This is a genomic window from Streptomyces atroolivaceus (assembly GCF_000717025.1).
Lineage (GTDB): Bacteria > Actinomycetota > Actinomycetes > Streptomycetales > Streptomycetaceae > Streptomyces > Streptomyces atroolivaceus.
The window spans coordinates 1-15746 of sequence record NZ_JNXG01000008.1 but is presented as its reverse complement, the minus strand read 5'-3'; the positions used below and the strand labels follow the sequence as shown (position 1 = coordinate 15746).

Genomic DNA, 15746 nt, shown 5'->3' with positions numbered 1-15746 from the left:
GGAAAAACCGATGGTCACCCGGCCCACGACAGGCCTGCTACGAAGAGCGCGTCGATAACGGACCACCGATCCCCATGACCACGCATGAGAACGGCCTCCCTCGCCGAGCAACTCACTGAGTCTACCCGGCGGGGAGGCCGCACCCAAAGTCGATCACCCGGAGGTGGTCACTCCTGCTCCTCGAAGAGGCTCGTCACCGAACCGTCCTCGAACACCTCACGCACCGCGCGCGCGATCGTCGGCGCGATCGACAGCACCGTGATCTTGTCGATCTCCAGCTCACCCGGCGTCGGCAGCGTGTCCGTGAACACGAACTCGCTCACCTTGGAGTTCTTCAGACGGTCCGCCGCCGGACCCGACAGCACACCATGCGTCGCCGTCACTATGACGTCCTCGGCACCATGCGCGAACAGGGCGTCCGCAGCGGCACAGATCGTGCCACCCGTGTCGATCATGTCGTCGACCAGGACACACACCCGGCCCTCGACGTTACCCACGACCTCGTGGACGCTGACCTGGTTCGGCACGTCCTTGTCACGACGCTTGTGCACGATCGCCAGCGGCGCGTCCAGACGGTCGCACCAGCGGTCCGCGACCCGCACCCGGCCGGCGTCCGGCGACACGATCGTCAGCTTCGACCGGTCCACCTTCGCACCGACGTAGTCCGCCAGGATCGGCAGCGCGAACAGATGGTCCACCGGACCGTCGAAGAAGCCCTGGATCTGGTCCGTGTGCAGATCGACGGTGAGGATACGGTCCGCACCCGCCGTCTTCATCAGGTCCGCGACCATGCGCGCCGAGATCGGCTCACGGCCACGGTGCTTCTTGTCCTGCCGGGCGTAACCGTAGAACGGCACGATCACCGTGATCGACCGCGCCGACGCGCGCTTCAGCGCGTCCAGCATGATCAGCTGCTCCATGATCCACTTGTTGATCGGAGCCGTGTGGCTCTGGATCAGGAAGCAGTCGGCGCCACGGGCGGACTCCTGGAAACGCACGTAGATCTCACCGTTGGCGAAATCGAAGGCCTTCGTCGGCACGAGACCGACACCCAGCTGATGTGCGACCTCCTCGGCCAGCTCGGGGTGGGCGCGGCCGGAGAAGAACATCAGCTTCTTCTCGCCGGTCGTCTTGATCCCGGTCACAGCACAGTCTCCTCAGACGTGTATCTGGCGCCGCGCGCAGGTGTCCCGATGTGCGACGAGCCAGCCGAAATGGGTGAGCATCTATCACGGTACGCCGCCTTCGGCGCACCTGTTTCCGGTCAGCTTTCGCCGGCGGACTCCTGCGCGGCCGCCTGAGCAGCCTGAGCCGCCGCGCTGCCAGGACGCTTCCGGGCCACCCAGCCCTCGATATTCCGCTGCTGGCCCCGGGCGACAGCCAGAGAACCGGCCGGCACATCCTTGGTGATGACCGACCCGGCCGCCGTGTAAACGCCGTCCCCGACCGTGACAGGCGCCACAAACATATTGTCCGACCCGGTCCGGCAGTGGGACCCGATCGTGGTGTGGTGCTTGGCCACCCCGTCGTAGTTCACGAACACGCTCGCCGCACCGATGTTGGTGTGGTCACCGATCGTCGCGTCCCCGACGTAACTCAGGTGCGGCACCTTCGTGCCCTCACCGATCGTCGCGTTCTTCATCTCGACGTACGCGCCCGCCTTCGACTTCCCGCCCAGGCGCGTCCCCGGCCGCAGATACGCGAACGGCCCCACGGTCGCTCCGGGCCCCACCTCGGCGCCGTCCGCCACCGTGTTGTCCACCCGGGCACCCGCACGGACGACGGTGTCCTTCAGGCGGGAGTTCGGACCGACCTCCGCGTCCTCCGCGACGTGCGTCGCACCCAGCAGCTGGGTCCCCGGATGCACGATCGCGTCACGCTCGTACGTCACCGTCGCATCGATCAGCGTCGACGCCGGGTCCACGACCGTCACACCCGCCAGCATCGCCCGCTCCAGGAGCCGCTCGTTGAGCAGCCGCCTGGCCTCGGCCAGCTGGAGCCGGTTGTTGATGCCGAGGATCTCCCGGTGGTCGCCGGTGACCGAGGCCCCCACACGGTGCCCGGCCTCACGCAGGATCGACAGCACGTCGGTGAGGTACTCCTCGCCCTGGCTGTTGTCCGTGCGCACCTTGCCCAGCGCGTCACTCAGGAGCCGGCCGTCGAACGCGAAGACCCCGGAGTTGATCTCCCGGATCGCACGCTGCGCGGCGGTGGCGTCCTTGTGCTCGACGATCTCGGTGACGGCGCCGGTGGCCGCGTCGCGGACGATGCGGCCGTAGCCGGTGGAGTCCGGGACCTCTGCGGTCAGCACGGTCACGGCGTTCGAGTCGGCGGCGTGGGTGGCGGCGAGCGCGGACAGGGTCTCGCCGGACAGCAGCGGGGTGTCCCCGCATACGACGATCACCGTGCCGTCCACGGAGCTGCCGAGCTCTTCCAGGCTCATCCGGACCGCGTGGCCGGTGCCGTTCTGCTCGGCCTGGTAGGCGGTGCGCACGGGGGTGTCCCCGGCGGAGAGGTGTGCGGTGACCTGCTCGCTGGCGTGGCCGACGACCACGACGAGGTGCTGGGGGTCGAGCTCACGGGAGGCGGCGACGACATGCCCGACGAGCGAGCGCCCGGAGATCTCGTGCAGGACCTTGGGGGTCTTCGACTTCATGCGGGTGCCCTCACCCGCTGCGAGGACGACGACTGCTGCCGGGGGGTTGGCGCTCACGGATGTGCCCTTCGGCTTCGGGTGGTGGACACCCGCAGGATACCGGGGGCGTTTACGCCCGAAACGAGCGCGGGCCCCGACCGGGGAGGTCGGGGCCCGCTGCGTTGCTCCGCCGCTAGGACTCGAACCTAGACCGAACACCTCCAAAGGGTGCCGTGCTGCCAATTACACTACGGCGGAACGCACGTCAGCCGGGCAGAGAGATGCCCTGCCCGAAAGCGCTGCCGACCACTATGCCGCACCACCAGCCTTCGATGCGACGGTAGAGGTCTGCGCTCTGCTGTACGTGGATCACGAGGCAACCACGATAGTGCTCCCCGACGTTCTTGCGGTTGGTCCTGGGATTGTGCTTCTTGAGGGTCGTCTTGCCGAATGCCGAGAGGTCCGCGCCGGTGAGACCGGCCCAGTAGCGCTCAGCTGAGGCTACGTCCGCGGATTCGTGGATCATCACGCGGAAGCGGAGCCTTCCCGGAGCGATGTCCATCAGGGCGAGCCAGGCCAGAAAGATCTGGATCATGCCGGGATCGCTGTTCACGAATGCGACGCGCTCTCGGCGCGCATGGGGCTTGTCCTTCGTTCCCTCGGCCCAGTACAGACCTACGCCTACCAGGAACAGCTCGCGCTCGGTCAGGGAGCCGATCTCACCCCGGGCCGAGAGCTTCATCTCCTGGCGCTCCTGCTCCCGTTGTCGAAGGATGACCTCCCAGCCTCGCTTGGCGATTGCTGAGGCTTCTTCCCTCGTCCGGGAAGTGGGCTTAGGCAGGTCCCGGACCCACAGTGAGATCGACCCCTTCGAACACCCCAGTTCCACCTGGATCTGGTCGTAGGTCATGCCCTGGAGCCGCAGCTCGCGGGCCTTGGCGCGCAGATCGTCCTTCGCGCGGGGGCGCTTCGTCCATTCCGGCGCCGGCTCGCCCTCCAGGAGGCGATTCAGGATGTCGTTGTTGTCGACGAGCAGCCGGTCGCGGATCTGCCGGCGGCTGAGGCCCTCCCGCCGCAGCGCGATCGCCTTCTCGCGCAGCCCCTCGAAGTCCGCGTACTTGCCGGTGGCATGTGTCATACGGACAGCGTCGTCCGGAATGCGAACGTCCGGGTCGAAAGGGTGCGCGTTCACCGGATCGTGGGATCTGCCTGCCTTTGCGGTACGTCCGGTCACTTTCCGTGCTGATGGAGTCTCCGGAAATTGGGATGCGTCCGCCCGTAGGCTGGATGCCATGACCGCAACGGGGGCAGACCGGGAAGCGGCGGGTCCGACCACCCGCGGCTACTGGTGGTGGGAGCGGCGGCGCAGTGTCGCCCTGGACGTGGGGCTGGCGCTGCTTTCGGCGCTGGAGTGTGCGCTGGAGGGGGTGGCGTTCGCCGGGGAGACCGGGTTGCCGGTGCCGCTGGGGGTGCTCTTCGGGCTGGTGGCGGGGTCGGTGCTGGTGCTGCGGAGGCGCTGGCCGATCGTCGTGGTGCTGGTGTCGATCGCGACGACGCCGGCCGAGATGGGTTACCTGATGGGGATCGTCGGGCTGTACACCCTGGCGGCCTCGGAGGTGCCGCGCAGGATCACGGTGGCGCTGACGGGTATGACGCTCGTGGGGACGTTCGTCGTGTCCTTCGTGCGGTTGCGGCAGAGCCTTGACGCCCAGGCCGATTTCGGGCCGGGCGTCTGGTATGTCCCGGTGGTGTCGCTCTTCATGTCGCTGGGGCTGACGGCGCCGTCGGTGTTCTTCGGCCTGTACATCGGTGCCAGGCGCAGGCTGATGGAGAGCTTGCGGGAGCGTGCGGACTCGCTGGAGCGGGAGTTGTCGCTGCTGGCGGACCGGGCGGAGGAGCGGGCCGAGTGGGCGCGTACGGAGGAGCGGACCCGGATCGCCCGGGAGATGCATGACGTGGTGGCGCACCGGGTGAGTCTGATGGTGGTGCATGCGGCGGCGTTGCAGGCGGTGGCTCCGAAGGATCCGGCGAAGGCGGTGCGGAACGCGGCGCTGGTGGGGGACATGGGCCGGCAGGCGTTGACGGAGCTGCGGGAGATGTTGGGGGTGCTGAGGAGCGGGGATGCGCTGGTGGCTCCGCGGGCGGGGCAGGTGCCGCTGGCTTCGGTGGGGCGGGTGGCGGCTGTGGCTGTGGCCGCGGTGGCGGAGGACGGGCCGCGGTTGTGTGAGGTGGAGGCGTTGGTGGCGCAGTCGCGTGAGGCGGGGATGACGGTGGAGCTGTCGGTCGAGGGGGATGCGCGTGCGTATGCGCCGGAGGTGGAGCAGACGGCGTACCGGGTGGTGCAGGAGGCGTTGACGAACGTGCACAAGCATGCGGCGGGTGCGAGGACGTGGGTGCGGTTGGCGCATCGGGGGGCGGAGGTGGCGATGCAGGTGGAGAACGGTCCTACGGATGGTGTGACGGCGGATGCGGGGCTGCCGAGTGGTGGTAACGGTCTGGTGGGGATGCGGGAGCGGGTGCTGGGTCTGGGGGGTGTGTTCGTTTCGGGGCCGACGGATGCGGGGGGTTTCCGGGTGTCGGCGGTGCTGCCGGACGGTGAGGTGGCGTAGGGGCTTGCCGTCGGGCCGCGGGTGTTCGGGGCGGTTCAGCCGGTGGTGAGGCGGGTGGGCTGTGTCCCGGTGACGAGGGTTTCGAGGGCGCGGTCGATGTCGGAGCCGAGGTACCAGTCGCCGGTGTGGTCGATGGAGTAGACGCGTCCTTCGTTGTCGATGGCGAGGACTGCCTGTCCGTCGCCTTCTTCGCCGAGGGGGGCGACTTCGGTGCCGAGTGCGCGTCCGAGGTCGCCGAGGGTGCGTGCGAGGTGGAGTCCGCCGAGTGGGTCGATGTGCACGGTGGTGGTGGCGATCTGGCGGCCGGGGGCGGTCGGGCTGAGGCGGAGGCCGCCGAATTCGGCCCAGGCCTCGACGGCTGCGGGGAAGACGGCGTGCTGGTGTCCGGCGGGGGAGGCGTGGGAGCGGAGGGCGTCGGCCCATTCTTCGGCCTGGCGGATGTCCCAGCGGCCGGGTTGCCATCCGGCGTCGCGGAGTGCGGCGTCGACGGCGACGGGGAAGCGGGTGGTGGAGGTGCGGCTGTGGTGGCCGGGTGCGTCGGTCCGGTCGTGCATGGTGGTGTGCTCAGCCCTTCTCGGCGGTGGTCGCCGTACCTGTGGTGAGGTCGACGGGGCGTACGCCGAAGTGGGCGAGCATGGCGGTGCAGGAGCGGCAGGGGGGTGCGTAGCTGCCGTGGAGGGGGTCGCCGTCCTCGCGGATGCGGCGGGCGGTGATGCGGGCGTGTTTGAGTGCGCGGCGGGCTTCGCCGTTGGTGAGGGGTTTGCGCTGGGCTCGTTTGGAGCGGCTGTCGTCGGCTGCGGTGAGCTGGCGTGAGAGGAGTATGGCTTCGGGGCAGCGTCCGGTGAAGCGTTCGCGCTGGTTGCTGGTGAGGGTGTCGAGGAAGTCCTGTACGAGGGGGTGGAGGACGGGTGGCTGGTCGCCTTTGCCTGCGGTGCAGGTGAGTGTCTCTCCGCGTACGGACAGGGCTGCGGCCACCGCGGGCAGGATGCCGTCGCGGCGGTGGTGGAGGTGGGGTGCGCGGCTGGGCTCGGTGGTGCTCCAGGTGAGTCGCGGGTCTCCGGATGTGACTGCTTGTGCTGTGTGCATGGTGCTGGTGTCCCTCCCTGCAATCCCCCGAGTTGCGGGGGACAGCCTGCCAAATATGCAGGGTGGTGGGGAAGCTGGGTCGGTGAAACGTGTCTGCGTGTCGCGGCTGGGTGTCTTGGTTGTCGCGTGTCCGTCACGTGGTGGTGACGTTCGGTGAGGGGGGTGCGGGGGCGGGGGGCGCTGTTGCGTCACCGCATAGGCTGTGCGGAACACCAGACGCAGCAGGGGGCAACCGCCATGACGACAGGTCGGCTCGGGCAGCAAGCCGCGCCACCGAATGCGGCCTATGCCGGGCAGGTCGTGCACTTCCCGGATCCTGTCCGGGCGTCCCGCCACCCGAGGGGTGTGCGCGTGGACGGGAACGGCTATCCGGTGCTTTCGCCGTACGCGCGTGCGGCCGCGGAGATCGCGGATCCTCCTCCGGGTTTCGGTGTGGACGAGCTGCGGCTGACGGATTACGTGTCGGCGAACGCGGCTCTGGCGGCGAGTGGGCATGAGCTGTGGGACACGATTCCTGCGGTGGCGACTCCGCACGGCTGGACGTGGCATCACGTGGCGGGTGGCCGGCGGATGGAGTTGGTGCCGGTCGAGGTGAAGGCGTTGTTGCGTCATCACGGTGGTCTGGCGACGGCTTCGGTGGACCAGGACCGGAGGGGTACGCGGCCGCTGCAGGAGACGCGGCCTGCTCATTTCCGGTTGCCGAAGGGTTCTGTCGCCGTGGGTGAGCAGCAGATCCTGGGGGTCGAGGAGGATCTGGGGTATCGGCTTCCGGGCGCGTACCGGTCGTTCCTGAAGGCGGCCGGTGGTTCGGCTCCGGTGGGTGCGGCGCTGGACGCGGAGCTGGGTCTGCTGGTGGATCAGCCGTTCTTCACGGTGCGTGAGGAGGCGGCTGTGAATGACCTGGTGTACGTGAACAAGTGTCTGCGGGATCACTTCACGAAGGATTTCCTGGGCGTGGGGTTCGTCCAGGGCGGCATCCTTGCGGTGAAGGTGCGGGGTGGTGGTCTGGGGTCGGTGTGGTTCTGTGCGTACGACGATGCGCGGGATCGGGACGGTTGGGGTGTGCAGGAGCGGGTGGACCGGCTTCTGTTGCCGTGTGGCGAGGATTTTGATGCTTTTCTGCAGCGTCTGGCGGGTAATCCGCCGGAGCTGGAGACGGTGGCGAACCTGATGGTGGACGGTGGCTTCGCGCGTGCCGTCCCGGTGGAGGGGTGAGCGCGGTGGTGACGTTCGCGCAGGCGCAGGAGCGGGCGGATGAGTGGGTCAACGGTGACGTGCCCGCGTATCAGCACCGCGAGGTCCGGGTTCGTGAGTTCGAGCTGGGTTTCGTGGTGTGGGCCGAGGATCGTGCGGAGGGTCCTGTTTCGGACGGGGGCCGTCAGCGGCTGGTGATCGCCCGGGACAGTGGTGAGGCGACGTTGTGGCCGGGGCTGCCGGTGGGTGAGGTGATCCGGCGGTACGAGGAGGAGTACGGGGTGTCCGCGGTTGCGGGGGCTGCTGCTCCGGAGCCGCCGCGGCGTATCGATCTGAATCAGACGTCGTTCTTGTTGACTCCGCCGGAGTGGCTTCAGGAGGCGGCGGACAAGCTGGGGATTCCGGACCGGCGTGCGGAGGCGGATGTGCCGCCGTCTGCCGATGCTGTGCCGTCTTCTTCGTCTGCTGGTTCTTCCGGTTCGGATGAGGGTGCGGCTCCTGCTGCACCTTCTTCTTCCGTTTCCTCGCCGGGTGGTGCCGGTTCGGGGGCGGGGTGGCCGGCGGCCGGCGGGCAGCGGGATCATGAGCCGACGGTGAACGACGGGGTGCCTGCCGGGGCGACTCCTTGGGCGGGTACGGACACGAACGCGCACGGGGACGAGGGTGGGGTGCCGTTGCCGGAGACGGTGTTCGCGCCGCCGCTTTCCGGGTCGGACGATGACGAGGCTCCGCCGCCGGTGGTTTCGGCGGAGGCGCCCACGGCGCTGATGTCGGGTGGCAGCCGGTTGCCGGCGACCGCGGTCGTTCCGGGGCTGGACCCGCAGGCGCCGCCTCCGGGGGTGCCTGCTTCTGGGGCTCCTGCGGCTCCTGCGGCTCCTGGGCCGGGTGCGGGGGACATAGCGGACGCGGCGACGAGCAAGGCCGTGGTGCCGCCGAGGGGTGCGCGGGGGCCGGGGCCGACGGCTCCGCCGCCTCCGGGGGCGCCGGGTACGCCGGGGGTGCGGCCGGGGGCGACTCCGCCGCCTTCGGGGCCGGGTGCGCCGGGTGCTCCGGCGGGTGGTTACGTGCCGACGCAGCTCGTCTCGCAGCTCGGCCCTCCTGGGGCGCCGGCTTCGGGTGCCACTCCGCCTCCGGGTGCTCAGCCGCCTGCTCCTCCTGGTCCTCCTGGTGCGACTCCGCCTCCGGGTGGCGGGATGCATCATGCGGCGACGATGTTCGCCGATGCGAGCATCGGGGGCCCGAACGCGCCGCGTCCTCCGGGCCCGCCCGGTCCTCCGGCTCCGCCCGGCCCTCCTGGTGCGCCGGGTGCTCCTGGTGCCCCCGGTGCTCCTGGTGCGACGCCGCCTCCGCCCGGTTCCACGCCTCCGCCCGGCCCGCCCGGTCCGCCCGGTCCGCCCGGTCCTCCGCCGGGTGCGACGCCGCCTCCGGGTGGTGGGGTGCACCATGCCGCGACGATGCTGGCGGGTCCGGGGCAGGTCGGTCCGGGCGCGCCGCAGCCGCCCGGTCCTCCGGGGCCTCCCGGTCCTCCCGGTCTTCCCGGGATGCAGGGTCCGGGCCCGCACACTCCGCCGCCGCCTTCAGGGGCGTACGGCTATCCGCAGCAGCCGGCGGGTCTTCCGACGGTCGGGCCGGGGTATCAGGCCGTGCTGCGTTTCCGTGCGGCCGACGGCAGCGAGCAGCAGTTGATCCGGCGTTCGGCGCCGGGTACTCCGCATCCGGAGTGGCAGATGCTGCATGAGCTGCGTGCGATGAACGTTCCGCCGCAGCAGGTCATCGAGCTGCATACGGAGCTGGAGTCGTGTGAGCTTCCGGGTGGTTACTGTGCGCGGATGATCCGGGAGACCTGGCCGCAGGTGCGGATCACGAGTGTGGCGCCGTACGGCACGGATCACGCGAGCCGGCAGCAGGGTATGCAGCATCTGCTGACGCATCAGGGTGAGCTGCATCAGGTGGCCGACGGTCCGGCGCGGCCGGCTCCGGTGCGGGCGCCGTTGCCGCAGATGCCGCCTGCGATGGCGGTGCCGCCGGAGGCGTTGGCGGAGGAGCTGCACGGGGCGTTCGGTCCTGGTGTGCTGCGCTTCGACCAGCGGGCGGTGTCCCGGCAGGGTGTGCCGGAGGTGGTGGCGCGGACGCTGGTGTGGGCTGGGCTGCCTGCCGATTTCGGGCCGTTCTTCTGGGCTCAGCCGGGTCATCCGGTGGTGCCGACGCTGGCGGAGCTGGCGGCGCAGCGTCAGGTGCAGGCTGCGTCGGACGCGGGTTCGTATCTGGTGATGGGTTCGGACTTCGGCCGGGCGATCTGTGTGCAGTACGGGACGGCGAACATCGTGGCCGTGCCGGTGGAGGCGGGGCCGGGTGGTCAGCCGGTGCCGCCGCAGTTCGTGAACACGGGGCTGCCTGAGTTCGTGCGGTCGATGGCGTTGCTGGGCCGGATGTGGCGGCTGAGGTTCGGGTTGAATCCGGAGCAGGCCGGCCGTTGGACGGTGGATTTCCAGGCGCAGCTGGTGGCGATCGATCCGGCGGCGCTGGCGTCGCCGGAGGGCTGGTGGTCGGTTCTGCTGGAGCAGATGTGGGACGGGTTGCTGTGATCGGGTCCGGCCGGGTCTGATCTGTTGTGTGCGGGAGGCGCTTGTCCCTTGGTGGGGCGGGCGCCTTCTGTGTGGGGTTCTGTGAGCGGTTCTGTGATGCGGGTCGCTTCCGTCCTGAATGCAGCTGATCGATTCCGACTTGCGGGCCAATTGCCGCATCCTTGACGTATGGCTTGATGGTCGGGGCGTCGGAGAGCGGGAAGAGGGCTTCAGGGATGAGTGGTGGACCGGTGTCCGCGTTCGGTTTCGTCGGCGTCCGGGGGCGTGGTTACCGTCCTGAGCAGGTGGACCGCGTGGTGGCTTCGCTGTCGGCGGAGCGGGACGGGGCCCTGGAGCGGATCTCGCGGCTGACCGGACTGGTGGAGGAACTCGCGGCGGAGTCGGTGCGGCTGGGTGAGGTGGTGGCTTCGCTCGCGCCGCAGACGTATCAGTCGTTGGGGGAGCGGGCGCAGCAGATTCTGGCTCTGGCGGAGGCCGAGGCGGAGGCGGCGCGGGGTGCGGCGCTGGAGGAGGCGCATGCGCTGCGGGACGCGGCGGATGTGGCGGGCAGGGAGGTCCGTGAGGCGGCGCGTGTGCGGGCGGGGGTGGTGCGTGCGGAGGCGGATGCGATTGCGGAGGGGGTGCTGGCGGCGGCGCGGGATGCTGCCGGTGCGCTGGTGGAGGAGGCGCGCCGGGAGGCCGGTGAGGTGCGTGGGGCCGCGGAGGAGGAGATGGCGGAGACGCGTCGGCGTACGGCGGGGGTGTTGTCGCATCAGGAGCAGGAGCATGCCGAGCGGGGCAAGGCGGTGGATGCGGAGGTCGCCGCTGCGGAGGCCGAGGCGGCGCGGCGTGAGGCGGAGCTGACGGCCCGTGGGGAGGCGCTGCTGGCGGGGGCGCGGCGGGAGCTCGCGGAGGCGGAGGAGGCGGCGCGGCACGGTCAGGAGGACGCGGAGGCGCGTGCGGCGGAGTTGTTGTCGGGGGCCGGGGTGGCGGAGGAGCGGGTGGTGCGGGAGACGGAGCGGGTGCTGCGGGAGCACGAGGAGGTGCGCGAGGAGGTGCAGGCGCACATGGCGCACGTGCGTCATTCGCTGGCGGCTCTGACGGGGCGCGTGGTCGCGGAACCGGGGGAGTGAGGGTGTGCCGGGGCCCGGTGCGGGGGCCGGGTCCGGGGCGGTCAGCCGCTTGCGGTCCGGCCGTTCTGTGCGTCGGTGCCGGGTTCGAGTGAGAACACCTGGTCGAGCCCGGTGACGCGGAGGATGCGGAGGACGGGGCCGGGCACGGCGACCAGGGCGATCTCGGCCTGGGCGGCGGTGGCGTGGTTGCGGGCGACGATGAAGGCGGTGATGCCGCTGGAGTCGCAGAAGCCGAGGTGCGCGAGGTCGAGTACGAGGCGCTGGCCGGGTCTGAGGGCCAGGCCGGTGACGGTCTCGCGGAGTTCGGCGGCGGTGCTGTAGTCGAGTTCTCCGGCGATGTGCAGTACGGGTCCGGTGTCGGTGTCCTGGACGATGGTCGTCAGTGGGCTCATGTCGGGGAGTCGCTCCCGGTGTCGGGCCGGTCGGTGGGTACGCCGAGGGCCAGGAGGGCGGTGTCGTCGTCCAGGCCGTCGCCGAAGCTGTTGAGCAGGCCGGTCATGGCCTCGATGACTTCGTGCGGGGCGGTGTGGGTGAGGTCTGCCGCGAAGTCGCGCAGGGCGACGTCCCCGAACAGTTCGCGCTCTTCGCCGATCCGGGCCTCGGTGAGGCCGTCCGTGTAGAGCAGGAGGGTGTCTCCTGCTGCCAGCTCGGTCGTGGTGGCGGTGAACGGTGCGGAGGGCAGGATGCCGACGAGGAGGCCGCCGGGGGTGGGGAGGTATTCGGCGCTGCCGTCCTGGCGCATGACGAGGGCCGGGGGGTGGCCGCCGGAGGCGAGTTCGACCTTCACGGTGTCGCCGGCCTGTTCGAGGACGCCGAAGATGGCGGTGCAGTAGCGGGGGTCGCCTGCGGCGTACCGCTCGTGGAGGACGGTGTTGAGGGTGGTGAGCGCTGCCACGGGGTCCGGGTCGTGGAGGGCCGCGGCCCGCAGGGTGTAGCGGGTCAGGGAGGTCACGGCGGCGGCCTGGGGGCCTTTGCCGCAGACGTCGCCGAGGAAGAAGGCCCAGCGTTTGCCGTCGAGGGGGAAGAGGTCGTAGAAGTCTCCGCCGAGACGGTCCGGTGAGGCGGTGTGGTAGTGGGATGCGGCTTCCATGCCCGGTACCGGGGGGAGGGCCGCCGGCAGCAGACTCTGCTGCAGCACCGCGAGTGCCTCCTGCAGGCGTTCGCGGTCCTCCTCGGCCTGTGTGCGTGCTGCTTCGGCGACCTGGCGCTCGCGGAGCAGTTCACGTTCGTAGGCGCGCCGGTCGCTGGCGTCGAACACCGTGGTGCGGATCAGCTGGGGCCGGCCGGTGCTGTCGTTCTTCGTCACGGAGCTGAGGAGCACGGGGAGCCGGCCGCCCTCGGCCTTCTTGATGTCGAGGGCGATGCCACTGACGCTGCCCTGCATGCTCAGGAGGGGGGCGAAGTGGGTGTCGTGGTAGATCTTGCCGCCGACGGTCAGCAGGTCGGTGAAGCGCATGCGGCCCACGACCTCTTCGCGGGACCGGCCGAGCCAGGTCAGCAGCGTGGTGTTGATCTTCGCGATGGTTCCGTCCATGAGGGTGGACAGGTAGCCGCAGGGGGCGGACTCGTAGAGTTCGTCGGCGCTGTCCTCCAGCAGGGCGGTGAACGCCGCGTCGGTGGAGGTGGTCTCCCCGCCTTCCGGCGGGTCGGGGCTGGGCCCGGTGCGGCACATCACGACTGGTTCCCGATGAATTCGGTGAGGGCGGCCAGGGTCGCTTCGGGGGCGCTGAGCTGGGGGCAGTGGCCCGTCGCGTCGAGGGTGACGAGGCGGCTGCCCGGGATGACGTCGTGGACGTACGCGCCCACCTCCCGGGGGGCGATGACGTCCTGCGAGCATTCCAGGACCAGCGTGGGGACGTTCACCGTCTTGAGGTCGTCGCGGCTGTCGGACAGGAAGGTGGCCCTGGCGAAGACGCGGGCGATGGCCGGGTCGGTGGCGCAGAAGCTGTTGGTCAGTTCCTCGCCGAGCTCGGGGCGGTCGGGGTTGCCCATGATGACCGGTGCCATGGTCGCGGACCAGCCGAGGTAGTTGGAATCGAGGGATTCCAGGAGCTCGTCGATGTCCTCGGCGCTGAATCCGCCCCGGTAACCGGGGGAGTCGACGTAGCAGGGGGAGGGGCCGATCATGATCAGTGAGGTGATCCGGTCCGGTGTGGCCGCTGCCGCGAGTACGCCGACCATGGAGCTGACCGAGTGCCCGACGAAGCTGACCTCGCGCAGGTCGAGTGCTTCGCAGATCTCCACGACGTCCTGGGCGTATCCGTCCAGCGTGGCGTAGCGGGTCGCGTCCCACGCCGAGAGGTCCGACCGGCCCGATCCCACGTAGTCGAACTGGATGACGCGGTAGTTCTCGGCCAGCGCCGGTGCGACCAGTCGCCACATGTTCTGGTCACAGCCGAACCCGTGCGCCAGGAGGAGGACCGGTGCGTCCTGGGGGCCTGTCACCGTGACGTTGTTCCTGCTGACTATGTCCATCCTTGCATCCTCGCATCCCGGCGGCCTCGATCTCGGCCGCCCTCGGCCGAGCCCCGACGGAGGGGGGCGCGGTCAGTGCCGTCCGGCGGGCGGGGCTCCCGCGAGGATCCAGGGTTCGACGGCTTCGTACTGGCGGCGTTGCGCGGTGGTGTCCGTGTCCCGGCCGAGAACGGTGCCGAGCCAGCCGGCCAGGAAGCCGAAGGGGACGGAGACGAGGCCGGTCGTGGTGAGCGGGAACCAGTTGAAGTCGCGGTGGGGGAAGACGGATCCGGGTGAGCCGGAGACCAGGTCGGTGCCGGTGATCAGGACGAGTACGCAGGCGGTGCCGCCGATGAGGGTGCAGAGCAGGCCGGTGCGGGTGTAGCGGCGCCAGAACATGCTGTAGACGAGGGCCGGGGCGATGGCGGACGCGCCGATGCAGAAGGAGAGGGTGACGAGCGCCTGGACGTTCCAGTGCCGTGCGAGGACGGCGAGGGTGACGGCGAGTGCTCCCACGCCGATGGCCGCGCCCTGGGCGGTGGCCATCTCGGTGCGGTTCCCCATGGGATTCCGGGTGCGCAGCCCGTGGGCGAACAGGTCGTGGGCGAGGGAGTTGGCGCAGGCCAGGATCATTCCGGCGACGGAGGCGAGCAGGGTCAGGAAGATCGCCGTGGTCATGGTGGTGACGACGAGCGCCCCGGTGCCGCCGCCGCCGGCGACGGCTCCGGTGACCTGGAGGACGGCGCTGTTGCCCTGGGCGCCGGCGGCGGTGATGCGGTCGTGGCCGACGAGGGCGGCGGCTCCGAAGCCGATGACGGCGAGGAGGAGGCAGAGGCCGACGACGACGCCGACGGCCCAGGACAGGGAGCGGCGGACCGCCTGCGCGTCGCGGACGCCGGTCATACGCATCGTGATGTGGGGCAGGCAGGCGGCGCCGAGTACGACGGTCAGTTCGGAGCTGATCATGTCGAGGTCGTTGCCGCCGAACTGGAGTCCGGAGTGCAGGTAGCCGGTGCCCGCGCCGCTCCCGGTCGCGGCGGCGTGGAGGAGTGCGCCGGTGTCCCAGTCGAAGCGGTGGAGGACGAGTACGGAGACGAGGAGTCCCGCGCCGAGGAGTACGACGGTCTTGATGATCTGGATGAGGGCGGTCCCCTTCATGCCCCCGATGGCCGCGTAGCCGATCATGACGATGCCGAGCGCGACGATGGAGCCGGTGCGGAATCCGGAGCTGTCGAAGCCGAGGATGAAGGCGAGCAGATTGCCGCTGCCGGCGAGCTGGACGACCATCAGGGGCAGCAGGGCGGCGAGGGTGACGGCGCAGGAGGCGATGCGGGCGGCCCGGCCGGGGGCCCGGCGGGTGAGCATGTCGCCCATGGTGAACCGGCCCGCGTTGCGCAGGGGTTCGGCGAGCAGGAACATCAGCAGGACCAGGGACAGTGCCGTGCTGAGGGCGAGGACGAGTCCGTCGTGGCCGGTGAGGGCGATGACTCCGGTGGTGCCGAGGACGGTGGCGGCGGAGAGGTAGTCGCCGGCGATGGCGAGGCCGCCCCGCAGGGGTGAGAGCGAGCGGTAGCCGGTGTAGAAGGCGTCGAGGTCGTCGCGGTCGGGTCCGGTCATGACGCAGAGCAGCAGGGTGACGCTCGCTACGGCGATGAACGCGGTGAGGGACATCGTCTGGGCGGACTCGTCGAACACGTTCACCGGCCCGCCCCTTTCCTGCGGTCCGCCGGCGGCGGGTCGTCGCGGCGTGCGCGGTCGCGGAGTCCGGCGCTGAGCGGGTCGACGGTGCGGCGGGCGGTCCACTCGTAGACGGCGATGGCCGCCAGTGCCACGGGGAGCTGGCAGAGGCCGAGGAGGAGGCCGGTGGTGAGGCCGCCGTCTCCGACGGGCCGGGTCATCAGGGCGGGGGCGTAGCCGGACAGCAGGAGGAACAGGGTGAAGTAGCCGAGGGCGGTGAGGGTCGAGACGCGGCGCAGCAGGCGGTAGGCGGTGCGCAGCCGGCGGAGGTCGCTGTGGTGTCCGGGCGCGGGGGCGGGACCTCGTGCGGGTGCCGGGGGGTGGGGCGGCGGCG

The 15746-nt window shown here is 70.4% G+C and carries 14 protein-coding genes and 1 tRNA gene; 4 read left to right on the top strand and 11 right to left on the bottom strand.

From position 1 onward, the window contains the following. Window positions 1-167: 167 nt before the first annotated feature. The 4 genes from OO67_RS17510 to OO67_RS17495 form a co-directional block, all read right to left on the bottom strand. Complete coding sequence (locus OO67_RS17510) at window positions 168-1145, bottom strand: ribose-phosphate diphosphokinase (protein ID WP_033301367.1); 978 nt, start codon at window positions 1143-1145, stop codon at window positions 168-170. A 119-nt stretch (window positions 1146-1264) separates the two neighbouring features. Further along, window positions 1265-2713 (bottom strand): bifunctional UDP-N-acetylglucosamine diphosphorylase/glucosamine-1-phosphate N-acetyltransferase GlmU, encoded by a 1449-nt coding sequence (glmU, locus tag OO67_RS17505; protein ID WP_033301365.1) that lies wholly within the window; start codon window positions 2711-2713, stop codon window positions 1265-1267. A gap of 107 nt (window positions 2714-2820) precedes the next feature. Next, window positions 2821-2893 (bottom strand) — tRNA-Gln (locus OO67_RS17500). A 7-nt stretch (window positions 2894-2900) separates the two neighbouring features. Then, window positions 2901-3773 (bottom strand): hypothetical protein, encoded by an 873-nt coding sequence (locus OO67_RS17495; RefSeq protein ID WP_033301364.1) that lies wholly within the window; start codon window positions 3771-3773, stop codon window positions 2901-2903. Between the two features lie 154 nt (window positions 3774-3927). Between OO67_RS17495 and OO67_RS17490 the strand changes: the two genes are divergently transcribed. After that, on the top strand, window positions 3928-5244 hold the full coding sequence (locus OO67_RS17490; RefSeq protein ID WP_033301363.1) for a sensor histidine kinase: 1317 nt from the start codon (window positions 3928-3930) through the stop codon (window positions 5242-5244). 35 nt (window positions 5245-5279) lie between these two features. Here OO67_RS17490 and OO67_RS17485 read toward each other — a convergent pair whose 3' ends face one another. Both OO67_RS17485 and OO67_RS17480 read right to left on the bottom strand, forming a co-directional pair. Then, on the bottom strand, window positions 5280-5798 hold the full coding sequence (locus OO67_RS17485; protein WP_033301362.1) for an SUKH-3 domain-containing protein: 519 nt from the start codon (window positions 5796-5798) through the stop codon (window positions 5280-5282). A 10-nt stretch (window positions 5799-5808) separates the two neighbouring features. Then, a complete protein-coding gene (locus OO67_RS17480) occupies window positions 5809-6330 on the bottom strand; it encodes a YwqJ-related putative deaminase (protein WP_033301360.1) in 522 nt (173 codons plus the stop codon). 237 nt (window positions 6331-6567) lie between these two features. Between OO67_RS17480 and OO67_RS17475 the strand changes: the two genes are divergently transcribed. From OO67_RS17475 to OO67_RS39895, 3 genes are all read left to right on the top strand, one after another. Next, on the top strand, window positions 6568-7545 hold the full coding sequence (locus OO67_RS17475; protein WP_078598077.1) for an SMI1/KNR4 family protein: 978 nt from the start codon (window positions 6568-6570) through the stop codon (window positions 7543-7545). Beyond that, window positions 7542-10109 (top strand): SUKH-4 family immunity protein, encoded by a 2568-nt coding sequence (locus tag OO67_RS17470; RefSeq protein WP_078598051.1) that lies wholly within the window; start codon window positions 7542-7544, stop codon window positions 10107-10109. Before OO67_RS17475 ends, OO67_RS17470 begins: the two co-directional genes overlap by 4 nt. Before the next feature lie 215 nt (window positions 10110-10324). After that, entirely contained in the window at window positions 10325-11221 is an 897-nt protein-coding gene (locus OO67_RS39895; protein ID WP_033301356.1) for a hypothetical protein, read from the top strand. Between the two features lie 41 nt (window positions 11222-11262). Here OO67_RS39895 and OO67_RS17460 read toward each other — a convergent pair whose 3' ends face one another. The 5 genes from OO67_RS17460 to OO67_RS17440 all read right to left on the bottom strand — a co-directional run. Next, window positions 11263-11613, bottom strand: coding sequence for an STAS domain-containing protein (locus OO67_RS17460; protein WP_033301354.1), 351 nt, complete (start codon window positions 11611-11613; stop codon window positions 11263-11265). Beyond that, a complete protein-coding gene (locus OO67_RS17455; RefSeq protein WP_033301352.1) occupies window positions 11610-12893 on the bottom strand; it encodes a PP2C family protein-serine/threonine phosphatase in 1284 nt (427 codons plus the stop codon). The genes OO67_RS17460 and OO67_RS17455 overlap by 4 nt, the downstream gene beginning before the upstream one ends. Continuing rightward, entirely contained in the window at window positions 12893-13696 is an 804-nt protein-coding gene (locus OO67_RS17450; protein WP_033301351.1) for an alpha/beta fold hydrolase, read from the bottom strand. The genes OO67_RS17455 and OO67_RS17450 overlap by 1 nt, the downstream gene beginning before the upstream one ends. Window positions 13697-13768: 72 nt before the next feature. Continuing rightward, a complete protein-coding gene (locus OO67_RS17445; protein ID WP_033301349.1) occupies window positions 13769-15376 on the bottom strand; it encodes a sodium/solute symporter in 1608 nt (535 codons plus the stop codon). Continuing rightward, on the bottom strand, window positions 15373-15746 hold a 374-nt coding region (locus OO67_RS17440; protein WP_033301347.1), incomplete at its 5' end, for a DUF485 domain-containing protein. The genes OO67_RS17445 and OO67_RS17440, both read right to left, overlap by 4 nt.